Annotated in this window: 14 protein-coding genes and 1 pseudogene; 1 reads left to right on the plus strand and 14 read right to left on the minus strand. The window is 58.3% G+C overall.

What is annotated here, in order from left to right:
- Positions 1 to 164: 164 nt before the first annotated feature.
- The 8 genes and pseudogenes from QZ329_RS09185 to QZ329_RS15625 form a co-directional block, all read right to left on the minus strand.
- Positions 165 to 506, minus strand: a complete 342-nt coding sequence (locus QZ329_RS09185; RefSeq protein ID WP_295751481.1) for a hypothetical protein — start codon at positions 504 to 506, stop codon at positions 165 to 167.
- A gap of 246 nt (positions 507 to 752) precedes the next feature.
- Positions 753 to 1,103, minus strand: a complete 351-nt coding sequence (locus QZ329_RS09190) for a cyclophilin-like fold protein (protein ID WP_295751567.1) — start codon at positions 1,101 to 1,103, stop codon at positions 753 to 755.
- 96 nt (positions 1,104 to 1,199) lie between these two features.
- Positions 1,200 to 1,613, minus strand: a pseudogene (locus QZ329_RS09195) (S-layer homology domain-containing protein); the annotation flags it as partial.
- A gap of 159 nt (positions 1,614 to 1,772) precedes the next feature.
- Positions 1,773 to 2,312 (minus strand): flavodoxin family protein, encoded by a 540-nt coding sequence (locus QZ329_RS09200; RefSeq protein ID WP_295751484.1) that lies wholly within the window; start codon positions 2,310 to 2,312, stop codon positions 1,773 to 1,775.
- 12 nt (positions 2,313 to 2,324) lie between these two features.
- The gene (locus QZ329_RS09205) at positions 2,325 to 2,528 is read right to left on the minus strand and encodes an alpha/beta hydrolase (RefSeq protein WP_295751487.1); all 204 of its coding nucleotides are present in this window, start codon (positions 2,526 to 2,528) and stop codon (positions 2,325 to 2,327) included.
- Positions 2,529 to 2,876: 348 nt separating this feature from the next.
- A complete protein-coding gene (locus QZ329_RS09210; protein ID WP_295751490.1) occupies positions 2,877 to 3,155 on the minus strand; it encodes an SLOG family protein in 279 nt (92 codons plus the stop codon).
- Positions 3,139 to 3,363, minus strand: a complete 225-nt coding sequence (locus QZ329_RS09215) for a hypothetical protein (protein ID WP_295751493.1) — start codon at positions 3,361 to 3,363, stop codon at positions 3,139 to 3,141. The genes QZ329_RS09210 and QZ329_RS09215 overlap by 17 nt, the downstream gene beginning before the upstream one ends.
- A gap of 167 nt (positions 3,364 to 3,530) precedes the next feature.
- Positions 3,531 to 4,388: a glucuronate isomerase gene (locus tag QZ329_RS15625; protein WP_365351754.1), complete on the minus strand. Its 858-nt coding sequence runs from the start codon at positions 4,386 to 4,388 to the stop codon at positions 3,531 to 3,533.
- 216 nt (positions 4,389 to 4,604) lie between these two features.
- Between QZ329_RS15625 and QZ329_RS09225 the strand changes: the two genes are divergently transcribed.
- Positions 4,605 to 5,003 (plus strand): hemerythrin family protein, encoded by a 399-nt coding sequence (locus QZ329_RS09225; protein ID WP_295751496.1) that lies wholly within the window; start codon positions 4,605 to 4,607, stop codon positions 5,001 to 5,003.
- A gap of 6 nt (positions 5,004 to 5,009) precedes the next feature.
- On the opposite strand, the gene QZ329_RS09230 is transcribed toward QZ329_RS09225, so the two are convergent.
- The 6 genes from QZ329_RS09230 to QZ329_RS09255 all read right to left on the minus strand — a co-directional run bounded on the left by QZ329_RS09230 (position 5,010) and on the right by QZ329_RS09255 (position 11,275).
- Entirely contained in the window at positions 5,010 to 5,312 is a 303-nt protein-coding gene (locus QZ329_RS09230; RefSeq protein WP_295751499.1) for a hypothetical protein, read from the minus strand.
- 186 nt (positions 5,313 to 5,498) lie between these two features.
- Positions 5,499 to 6,167, minus strand: coding sequence for an ABC transporter ATP-binding protein (locus tag QZ329_RS09235; RefSeq protein WP_295751502.1), 669 nt, complete (start codon positions 6,165 to 6,167; stop codon positions 5,499 to 5,501).
- 18 nt (positions 6,168 to 6,185) lie between these two features.
- Complete coding sequence (locus tag QZ329_RS09240) at positions 6,186 to 8,765, minus strand: ABC transporter permease (protein WP_295751505.1); 2,580 nt, start codon at positions 8,763 to 8,765, stop codon at positions 6,186 to 6,188.
- Positions 8,766 to 8,912: 147 nt separating this feature from the next.
- On the minus strand, positions 8,913 to 9,578 hold the full coding sequence (locus QZ329_RS09245; protein WP_295751508.1) for an ABC transporter ATP-binding protein: 666 nt from the start codon (positions 9,576 to 9,578) through the stop codon (positions 8,913 to 8,915).
- 12 nt (positions 9,579 to 9,590) lie between these two features.
- A complete protein-coding gene (locus tag QZ329_RS09250; RefSeq protein WP_295751511.1) occupies positions 9,591 to 10,601 on the minus strand; it encodes a HAMP domain-containing sensor histidine kinase in 1,011 nt (336 codons plus the stop codon).
- Positions 10,598 to 11,275, minus strand: coding sequence for a response regulator transcription factor (locus tag QZ329_RS09255; RefSeq protein ID WP_295751514.1), 678 nt, complete (start codon positions 11,273 to 11,275; stop codon positions 10,598 to 10,600). Before QZ329_RS09255 ends, QZ329_RS09250 begins: the two co-directional genes overlap by 4 nt.
- Positions 11,276 to 11,759: the final 484 nt, after the last annotated feature.

The following is an 11,759-nucleotide window of genomic DNA, read 5'->3' on the forward strand; positions in this document are numbered from 1 at the left end:
GTCCAAATTCGTTGTATTGCTATTTGGCTCCTCATTTATTGACGACACTATCTAGAATATGGGTCTATTTTATCATCTCAGAAAGGCTCTGTATTGGCGGAAATGTTCCAACTACAATTCATTCTCCGGCAATCCCCACGGGCCAAAGCCCATCTCTTCCCAGGTCACTCCGTATGGGCTCCGCCGGAAGTATACCCAGCAATATAAAAAAATCGGACATCGGAATCAGGGAAGAGTTCATTATAATTCTGGAGTTCTTTTTCCTCACGCTTTTTTCGCAGATTTTCCAAGCGGACTTGTCCTGCCCGTTTCATTTCTGCCAGTTTTTCCTGTGACAAAACGCCGATTTCGGATAAATCCTTCATAGCGCAGGTGTTATCCACATTGAATCGCCGGCGGTATGCGCGGACGATATGACTTCCCTCATACGTCAGTATCCATTGCCGAGCCTTGCGGAGGCGGGCTTCCCGTCGCTCCGCTTTTGTCTGTTTCTTCTTTTTTGGCATGGCCGCTTCTCCTGTTCTGTAAAGATATTCTATCACCAAATACCTTTGAACAACATACCACAGGAAGGTAAAGTATGGCTAAAGCTTGGCGGAACCATGACATACCTGCTTTGAGTACGAATTTATGCCCGCCGCCTATGTGTTCAGGAAAACGCAATCATCCATATCCGCAAACGCACAACATCCCGCCCGCAGGCTGCCCAAAGCAGGCGCCGCAGGCAGGATATTGCGGTATATCATGCAACGTCAATTCACTTGGAAGGTCACGTCAACGCTTCCGCGTCCCAAGGCGGCGGCAAGGCCGGATGGATCGTCAATACTACCCAGACGGGTATAGCTGTACCCGCTGGAAAAGCTCTCATAAAACAGCACCAAACAGTCAGAGCCGTACAGCATCAAGTCTCCGGCATGGATATTTCCCGGTCTATGAGAATCGGTCGGCAGGGAATCCGGTATATAGCAGTATTTTTCGTTTCCATTCAGTTCCCCCATACTGACTGTCATGGGCAGACGGTTCAGCAAGGCCCGCGTGGTGGGATTATCCAACAATGTGGCGGTAAAAACTTGCCCGTCTGCTTCAATTTTCAGCCGCGGCATAGTGTCCTCCCCAATTTCATTGGATTCCTGGTTTCCCAGGTCCACGGAATCAGGCCCGGTTCTGTATTGATACAACGCGGAGACAACCTCTGCACGGGCGGCGTGGTCATTGGGTGCAAACCGGCCATCTTCCCGTTCGGCGAGGATATGCTTGCTTTGTGACCAGTCTACCGCTGTCTGAGCGTAAGCGGCAATGGCACTTTCGTCTGTGTAGCCTTCACTGGAGGCGTCAGGGCTACCAGCCCAGCGCCACAGAATTGTAACCACCTGCTGGCGGGTCACGGGATCATCCACGCCGAAACGTCCATCAGGGTAGCCGCTGATCAATCCGCGCTCCTCTGCCCAGCTGACGGCGTTCAAATAATAGGCTGTGGCCCGCACATCGGGGAACCGGACTGCTCCAGAGACAGCAGGACTGCCCGCTGCCCGATAGAAGATTGCCGCAAGCTGGGCGCGGGTCACAGGGTCGTCCACGCCAAAGCGCCTATCGGGATAGCCGTTGATATATCCCTGTTCTGCCGCCTATCGGATGGCCTCACTGTAGTTGGAGCCGCTGTCTGCATCAAAGAAACCGGCGGATTCTGCCACACGAGAAGGAACCGTCAGAGAAACCATGAGGCAGAACAGTGCTGCAAGGGCCAAAAACCTGTACTTCAAGAGAATTCCTCCTCACACACGCCTGCCCATATCATAGGCTTCCTTCAGCGCGGGATTGCCCTGGATGGTTCCAACAGCATCCGCCCCGCCGCCGAAGATGGTTCCGGCAAGACGGACCTTTTCAAAGCAGGCAATCCAGCCCTCCAGGCCCTTGATGGCCCCATCCATGGCGCTCTTGTCCTTGTCTGCCGCCGCTGCCAGCAAGTAAATATCCCGGGAGGCGTAATCAGCTGGATACAGGGGATTGGTCCGGTCCAGCATGGTTTTCATCTGGCCGCACATCTCGTAGTAGTAGATAGGCGTGGCAAAGACTATCACATCAACGGTGAGCATTTTCTGGGCGATGGTGTCCGCATCGTCACGGATGACGCAGCGCTTGGTTTTCTGGCAGATCAGACATCCCTTGCAGAAGCCGATAGCCTTGTCATAAAGCTGGATTTTTTCCACCTGATTCCCCGCTTCCAGTACGCCTCTGGCGAACTCCTCTGCCAACGCATCGGAGTTGCTGCCCTTACGGGGACTGGTGGAGATGATTAAAACGGATTTGCTCATAGTCCACACCTGTTATTTCAAATTTGCCTTGAAGAAACCGGCCAGTTTATCAAAGGGAATCCGATCCGTCCGGTCATAAAGGTCGATATGCTCCGCATCGGCAACCTCATACAGCTCCTTCGGCTCCAGGGCGGCGGCATAGGCGTTCTCGCTGAAAACTTTGGAGTGCGCCCGATCTCGAGAGGGCCGGCAAAGAGAACAGAGCGCCCAGGTCATCCCCGGACGCTCCCGCTTCGCTTTCCTCCTGCTGGTAAATCCCCCCTCCAGCCTGTGTCATTCTGCCACAAATGAGCCGTCAGCCAATGTGTATTTGGATGGTAAAACCACCCTTTATACATTGCATCCCAAAACAAACGCGGGGAAAAGTTGACCCGCGGCGGAGTTGCTTATATTTTGGATAAGTAGGTAAAAATGGCCCGGAACACGGACCCGGAACTGATTCCCAACCATATATCCTGCCACTGCCTCCGCCATTCTATAGTAATCCGCAAAAATAGTGACAACAAAGGAGGTGGATTCAGGCGGTACAGCACAAGGATGACGACGCAGGCGGGCTGACGCCCGTCAAGGAGGAAGACGCGATGATGTGCAGGGAAGGATAGAGTGAAGTTTTATCTTGGTATTTTTCTCACGTAGGGCAAGCACAATCTCCGAACAGAAAATGTCTGTCCCTTCGGCCATACCGGATAAAAACTGCGTGACACCGGCCTCAATCAGAGCGGTTATCTGCTCTGTCAGCACCGTTTTCAGCGCCACGCACCGGCTGTCCGTTTCATTGTACCGCCATGGCAGCTTGCTCGGACGGTGGCCGGTAAAGGCGCAGACTTTATTCATCATCCCCATTGTAACGCTCCTGGTAGTCTTTGATATACTCGTCCAGGTAGTCAAGGTATTCGTCCGCTCTGCCCTCAATCTGTTCCAGGATAGCGGTAATCTTACGGCGGCACTCTGCTTCTTCGCTCTCCGTCAGGGTATGGGCCTCGTCAAGATGGGTAGCTGAACGAGGGGCAGCAACATCATTGATAATGTCATTAAACAGGTTATCCAGCATGGCCTCCGGCGTGTCAAGCGGTTCCCCTTCTGGCGCACCTGGTTCGTCGACCACGATCCGGACATCGCCGCTCCCAGCCAGAACTGCTTGATCTTCAAAAAGCTGTAGTCCACCGATTTCAGGGACCGCTCCCGCGCACTGATTTCCATGGTTTTAAGATTCCTCTCTTACAGGCTGAAATACCGGGCGGCGTTGGCGTAACAGACGCCCTCCACGATCTCCCGCAGGGCGGCCTCGTCGTTGGGGTACTCGCCGTTCTCCACCCAATTTCCCACGAGGTTGCAGAGAATGCGGCGGAAATAGTCGTGCCGGGCATAGCTGAGGAAGGACCGGGAGTCCGTCAGCATCCCCACGAAGTTGCCGAGAAGGCCCAGGTTCGCCAGGGACTTCATCTGCTCCTCCATGCCGCTCTTGGTGCCGTTGAGCCACCAGTCGGAGCCGTGCTGGATCTTGCCGGGAATCTTGTCGGACTGGAAGCAGCCCGGCAGGGCCCCCAATTGGGCGTTGTCCGCCGGATTCAGGGAGTAGATCAGGCCGCCGCCAAAGCTGTCGCCGCCGCCCACCCGGTCGATGATGTGGAGCTCATACTTCTTGGAGAAGCAGTATTCATAGGAAGCCGCGTCGTAGAGCATGGCGCTCCAGCCGTTGTCAAAGGCGGAGTGGGACTCCTGGAGGGTAATGGCAGCCTTCTCAAAGCCAAATTTGTCCGCCAACTGCTTGGCAACGCTCTTGTAGCCTTCCCGGTTGATCTCCCCGGCGGTAATATCCGTGGCCTCGGCCTCGATGCCGAAGATGTCCTTGGCGGCCTTGCACACCTCCCGGCAGACGTCCGCCACGTTGGGTCCCAGGGCTGGGGTGATGCCGGTGAATCGGAACCAGTCGGCCCCGGCGGGCGGGTCGATGCTGTACTCCGGCGCCCCGGCGGAAACCGCGAGAACCAGCAATGCCAGCGCCGTCAGAAGCAGATGCCTTTTCATAATGCGTCCTTTTCGCCGCCGCCCCTCTTGACCTTGGGGTGACGGCATTTTATAATCTATAGCAATCCTCAAAAATAATGACAGCAAAGGAGGTGAATCCAGGCGGTACAGCACAAGGATGACGACACAGGCGGGCTGACGCCCGTCAAGGAGGAAGACGCGGTGATGTGCTGCCTGGATCTGCCGAACTGCTGTCAGTATTTCTGAGGATTGCTATAGATATTCCTGATTTTAGAAAACGATTGTCAAAGGAGAAATGAAGACATGAGGTATGAGCTGACAAAGGACCTGGAGACTGGCAACGCCATAATCGATCGGGAGCATCAGGAGTTGTTTCAGGCGGTAAACCAACTGCTGGACTCCTGCGGAAAAGGACAGGGCCGCGCCGCCATGGAGCCTGCCATTCAATTTCTGATTGGCTATGTGGACCAGCATTTCAGCCATGAGGAACAGCTTCAGCAGGAAAGCGGCTATCCGGGGATGCCCGCCCACAAGGCATTTCACGCGGGCTATAAAAAGACGCTCCGTGAGATTGCCGCAAAAATCCCGGCGTCGGGACCTTCGGTAGCGGACCTGGGTGCGCTGAACAAGCATGTGGCGGTGCTGATCAACCATATCCGGGTGGAAGACAAGAAACTGGGCGCCTACTTAAAGCAGAAGTAACGGCCGTCATTCCGTCCCTTCCTCAGATTCATGCCGCCGTTTGAGAAACAGGGCCGTACCCATGCCGCCGCCCGCCAGAGCGGTCGCGCCCAGGGGGGACCAGCAAAAAGCCCAGTTGAACTGGAACACGGAGCCGGAATCAGGGGCAGATTCCTCGGGGATGAGGCTGGCGGCGAGGGCCGCGCTTTCCCATACGCTCAGGGCCTCCAGCCTGTCCCACAGCCAGGTCTGCTCCCTCTGCGTTCCGGGGCGGCTTCGGGCATAGGTATCCAGGAGGCGGTCGATCTTTTCGCGGTGCATAAGGTCCACACGGGCTTTCTGCGCCCCGGCAATGGCGGCCTGATCCCCTGATGCCGTGGGCTTTCCGCTCCATTTGATGCTGTTCGTCCAGAATATAAACGGCCTTTCATGCTACCCATTTCACTGATTCCACAGAGAAATTTCCCGTTCTGGGTCAGTTTATGGGTCCGTGCCGCAAACCGGCCGCATCACCCCTCAAGCCACAATCCGTCCGTCCTCAATCCGCACAATACGGTCTGCCATCTGCGCAATTTCCGGATTGTGAGTGATCATCACAATGGTCTGGTGAAATTCCCGGCTGCTCATCCGCAGCAGTCCCATCACATCATCGCTGGTCCTGGAATCCAGATTCCCCGTGGGTTCGTCGGCCAGAATGATGGCGGGCTTGGATGCCAGCGCCCGGGCGATCGCCACCCGCTGCTGCTGGCCGCCGGAGAGGCAGCCTGGAAGGCTGTCCAGCTTTTCCGCCAGCCCCAGCAGCTCCACCACTTTCATGATAAAGGGCCGGTCCGGTTTCTGCCTGTCCAGGGAGAGGGGAAATACGATGTTCTCCCACACCGTCAGCACCGGGATTAAATTGTAGTTTTGAAAGACAAAGCCGATCTGTTTGCGGCGGAAGATGGTGGCCTGTTCCCGGTCCAGCCGCGCCAGCTCCGTGCCGCCGATTTGGACGCTTCCCTCCGTGGGGGTGTCCAGCCCGCCCAACATATTCAGCAAAGTGGATTTTCCGCTGCCGGAGGTGCCGATGATGGCGGTGAACTTCCCCCGTTCGATCTCCAGATCCACGCCGTCCAGGGCGCGGACCTGGGTGTCGCCGGCGCCGTAGTACTTTTTAAGGCCAACGGCCTTTAAGATGCTCTCCATAACGCGTCTCCTTTCATGTCACTCCGCGGCGCGGAGCTGTTCCACAATGCTGCCCTTATGGAAATAACGCAGGGCCAGCGCCGGGACAACGGCGGACACCGCCAGCAGCACGACGCTGGCCGCCAGGGCGGGGGCCAGGGTGAAGCGGAAGGTAAACTGCCACATGGAGTCCACCATGCTTTTTACCAGCGTCAGGTCCAGCGCCGCCGCCAGGACCAGCCCCAGCAGGCAGGCCCCCGCCGCGTAATAAACGCCCTCCCACACCATCATGCCCGTCAGCTGCCGCCGGGTCATACCCACACTCTCCATGGCGGCAAACTCGCGGCGGCGGGTGAGAATCGTTGTGATGAGTGTATTCGTCAGATTCAGGATTCCGGCGAGGCCGAAGATCAGCCCCACGAATCCGCCCACAAGGCGGATCATCCGCTGGGTTGCCTCAGAACTCTCCCGGGCAGCCTGGGCGGAGAGGTAGCTCATGCCGGGATCGGCCGTCTCCATGTAGTCCTCCAAAAACGCCGTCATCTCCGCCTCGTATCCGTCCTCCACATTAAAGGAGTATTTGTAGACCGCCGGGGCGTCGTACAGCGTCCTGTAAACGCTGGCGGGGAGGTATAGGGTCAGACCGTCTCCGCCGATGTCATAGGCTGTATACCCAATCCCCACATCGTCTGTGGTGAGGGCTGCCTTTGCCAGCACGGGCAGCTCCATTACCACCATGCCGTTTTTATAGACGGTGATGCGCTGGCCGACATCCGCCAGATCCAGCTCCGGCACCAGGGACATGTCCCCGCGGTTCACATGCACGCCAACCAGGACGCCCTCGCCGGCCGACATTTTTTGAAAGAGGGCATGGGCGTCGGTCTCTCCCTCCCGCAGATCCATCCGGGCCAGAGCGGTTTCCTCCATCCCATAGACATTGCAGAGCATGCGCCCGTCGTCTCCCAATCCAAAGCTCCTGTACTGGTCGATCCCGAAGGTGAGGCCGCTGTGTGGATTCTCAAAAGTCTCTCCCGTCATGGGATGGCCGAAATCATAGGTGACGTTGGTGTCCTCCACCGTGTTTTTATAGATCACCGAGCCGCCGGTGACGCCGGGGCGGGCGGCAATGTCTGCGATGGTCTCTGCCCGCAGCGCGTCGGAGCGCCACATAAACCCCTTGGTGTTGCTGGCGCTGACCACATTCACCACGGCGAAATCCGTCCGGATCATGAAGGCAGTTTCCTTTTCCACGTCCATGCTGTCTGCCGCCGTGCCCACGCAGTTTAAAAGCACCACGCACAGCATCAGGGACAGCACGATGAACCCGGTTCTCCGCCGGTTCCGTCCCAGATTGGACCAGGCCAGCCGGGGAATGCCGGCCCCCGGAGCGCTCCGGCGGGAGGCCCGCCGCCCGCCGCCGCTCTCCACATAGCGGAAGGCCTCGATGGGCGGGGTGTTGGCGGCAATCCGGATGGGCTTGCGGGTGCTGCAGAAGACCGTCAGCGCCGTCAGGGCCGCTGCTGTCAGAAAGATCGCCGGAGAGGGGGAGACGCCGGTGGATAGGTACTTGTACTCGGTATCAACCGTGTTCATAATCAGGGGCAGGGCTGCCTTTCCGATGAAAAAACCAACCAGCATCCCCAGGGGGATTCCGATGCCGCTGAGCCAGAGAGCCTGCCGGTTCATCAGCGTACGCACCTGCCTGCGGCTCATGCCGATGGTCCGGTAGAGGCCGAAGCGGCGGATGTCCTGCATGACGGCGATGTCAAACACGTTGTAGATCAGCAGGTAGCCGCAGACCATGAACAACACGGCAAAGGCCGCCGCCGCGGCAATCTGGAAGGGGCTGGGCTGGACGTTGGTGGCCCGGTTTACGGTGGCCGGGGTATAGTTGGGGGCCGTCTGGTCGTCGGGTTCGCCGCCCAGGTCACAGACCAGGTCCCGGAGCTTCTTCTCCAGGCCCAGGGTGCTGCGGGCGGTAAAATCGGAGAAATAGGTCCCGGCCATATCGCCGTCCTCGCGGTAGGTATACCGGAAGATCTCCGGGTGGGCATCCCGGAAGGCGGTTCCGGCCCACATAACGCTCAGCTGACTGCCCAGGGCCTCATACCAGCCGGATACCACCATGGGAAGCGCGTACTCCTGTCCGTGGGCGGTGAACGCAATGGTGATTTCCGCCCCCGTTTCCGGCTCCACGCCCAGGTCCCGCAGGGCCAGATCCGAGGCGACCACCTCATTGGGCGCGGCGGGCGGTCTGCCGTGGGTAGGCGTGCAGAAGGTCAGCTCCGCCTGGGTTTCGTCCTCGACGTTGAACTCAATGTTGTGGCGGACGGCGCTGCTGAGGTAGGCCACCGGCATCCGCAGTCCCGCCGCCTCGATGAAGTCCGCCTGCCCCAGGGCCTGGAACTGCTCCGCCGTCATGTAGCGGACCTCGCCGTCGGACCGGCTCATTTTCTGCATCTGGAGGGTCAGCGTAAAGGATTCCACCGTGCCGAGGGCAATGGTGGTGATGGCGGTGAAGAGCACCGCCGTCAGGGCGATGGCCAGCACCGCAATGCAGTTCCGTACCCGGCTGGCGGCAAAGCTCCGCCGGGTCAGGGTTTTCAGCATGTCTTCCATGGGAAGTTCCTCCTGAATCTCTTGCTGGCCACAGCATACCAGCCCAATGTCACAATTGTGGTACAGCAGTGTTACAGTTTTGTGCCTTTTCCGTGGACAGCAAAACCAGCGCCCCGATAAAATGCGGGACGCTGGCGGATGATGGGATTATTGTACAATGCGCCCATCCTGGAGGCGCACTACACGGTCGGCCAGCTGGGCAAGCTCCAGATTGTGGGTGATCATCACCAATGTCTGGTGAAAGACATCCACGGTCATCTTCAAAAGTCCCGCCACATTCTGACTGGTCTTAGCGTCAAAGCTCCCCGTAGGTTCGTCGGCCAGAATGATGGAGGGCCGGGTGATCAGCGCCCGGGCAATGGCGGCGCACTGCTGGCCGCCGCCGGAGAGCATATAGGGGAGGCAGTCCAGCTTCTCCCCAAGTCCCAGCAATCCGGCGAGTTCCGTGAAAAAGGCCCTGTCCGGCCTGGAGCCGTCCAGCGCCAAGGGGAGCAGGATATTTTCCCGGACGGTCAGCTCCGGCACCAGGCTGCAGTCCTGAAAGACAAAGCCTACCCTCCGGCGGCGAAAGACCGTCAGCTCCTCCTCCCGTAGCGTCCCCAGGTCCACGCCGTCCACGGTGACGGTTCCCTCTGTAGGTCGGTACAATCCGCCGATCAGATTCAAAAGCGTGGTCTTTCCGCTGCCGGAGGCCCCGATGACGGCGGTGAGCTTTCCTTTTTCGATGGAGAGGTCAATCCCGTCCACGGCCTTCACCTGCCGGGGACCCGCGCCAAAGTGTTTTTTTAGATTTTGAACGGTGACAATGTCCATAAAGCGCCTCGTTTATCGCAGTAAAAACACGGAAAAGGTGGAGCCCGTTCCCACCTCGGATTTCAGGGTCATATAGCCCCGCTGGCGGGTGACGATCCCCCGGGCCAGATACAGTCCCAGCCCCACGCCCTCTGCGGCGGCAGAGGACTGCGCCCGGTAAAAGCGCTTGAATACGTCGTTGTAGTGCTGGGAGGGAATCCCGATCCCGGTGTCCGTGATATCGATCCGGGTGTAGAACTGCCAGGGTCGGACGCTGATATGGACGCATCCCCCCTCCGGTGTGTATTTGACCGCGTTGTCCAGGAGGTTTCCCAGGGCCTCCGCCGTCCACTTGGGGTCGTGCCAGAGGGTCTCCCGGCTGTCACAGTCTACGTCAATGCGAATATGCTTCCGGTCCGCCGCGGCCAGGATGCCGCCCACCGCCTGGGCGATGGTGTCGTACAGGCTGGCATTCTCCATGTGCAGGGCGAACGTCCCGGTTTCCAGGCGGGACATTTTGATAAGGGACTGCATGAGAAAGTCCAGCTTATGGACCTGCGCCGCCAGGGTGGAGAGAAATTCCGCCCGCTTTTCCTCCGGCAGCTCCTGCTGGCGCAGGATGTCTGTGAACATCCGGATATTGGCCATGGGAGTTTTTACCTGGTGGGAGATGTCGCTGACCAGCTCCTGGATGATCTGTTTGTCCGCCTTGCTCTGCCGCCGGCCCGCCTGAGTCCGGTCGTGGTATTGCAGGAGCTTTCCCTGTACCTTTGAGAGCTGGGAGTCCTCATAGGGGCGGTAGTTCTCCGGTTCCCGGCTGTTCATCAGGGCATCCAGCGTCTCACAGATGCTGTTGGCAAACTCGGACTCCCGCCGCTCCTGGCTGCGTTTCCACAAAAGGGCCAGAAGCAGAATCGTCGTTCCCAAACCAACCGCCGCCGGGCGCAGAAGCGCGGCTGGGAGCTCCAGGAGTCCCAGCAGGATCAGCAGGATTGCTCCCGAAATGATAAGAAGGGGCATTTGCGCCGTGCTGTCCCGCTTCATTCCTGGGCTCCTGTCCAGACGTAGCCCATGCCCCGGACGGTTTGGATGTAGGTATGTCCGGCGTCCTCGATTTTGGCGCGCAGGCGGTTCATGGTCACGGTGAGGGTGTGGTCGTCGATAAAATTGCCGCCGATGTCCCACAGCTTTTCCAGCAGGAGCCGCCGTGTCATCACCGCCCCGGCATTGGCGGTCAGGAGCCGCAGGAGCTTGTACTCGTTTGGCGTGATGGGCAGCCGTTCTCCGTTCCGCGCGGCGGTCAGGGCCCGGAAATCCAGACGCAGGAATCCGTCGTCAAAGCAGTCGGAGCCGGCGGTCCCCCGGCGCAGGACCGCTTCCACCCGGCGCTTGAGAACCTGGATACGGAAGGGCTTTGTGATGTAGTCGTCCGCGCCCAGGTCGAAGCCGTTCAGCTCGTCCCGCTCCAGGTCGTTGGCGGTCAGAAAGACGACCGGCCGCTCCGGGGCGGAGGATTTGCACTCCCGGCAGAGATCAAAGCCGTTTCCGTCCGGAAGGTTTACGTCCAGAATTACCAGGTCAAATTGGTCGGTTTTCAAGAGCTGGCGGGCCTTTTGACAGGTGTAGGCCGCGGCGGTGAGATGCCCGGCCTCGTCCAACGCGAAGCACAGCCCCGCGCTCAGGGCCAGGTCGTCTTCCACAACCAGAATTTTTGCCATGGAGCCTCTCCTCCAGTATAGTGGTGTTATGGGGATTATACCGTAAGGGCGGAGATTTGGCAAATGTCTTTTGGGGGGAGAGGAGTGGGATGGATTTTGAGAGAGTGTATTCTCGCGGCGCCTGCAAAATGCCAAATGTTGCTGAACGGTTTGCGGATTGAGCCGGTGTATCCAAAGAGCGGGCAGTCAATTTTTTGGATCTGCATGCGCAGCGGAATTTTTCTCAAAGCAGGAGAAAGGCGCGGCGTCTTGTGCCGCTACGCCGGATGACGCCGTCCCGCAGTGCGGGCCGGGGAAACGGAAAACGGTTTTTTGCTGGAATACCGGCATCTTCGCAAGATTTTTGTGTAATTGGTCATGCGACCTCAAATATGGAGGACTGATGCTCGGTTTGACCTCTTGTTTCCATCAACGCTTATATCGGCAACAAATTCAGCGGTGTCAACTGTGGCTTGGCAGAGAAATTCCCGGCTTTTCTGTAAAC

Origin of the sequence: uncultured Oscillibacter sp., from assembly GCF_910579365.1 — a bacterium.
GTDB lineage: Bacteria > Bacillota > Clostridia > Oscillospirales > Oscillospiraceae > Oscillibacter.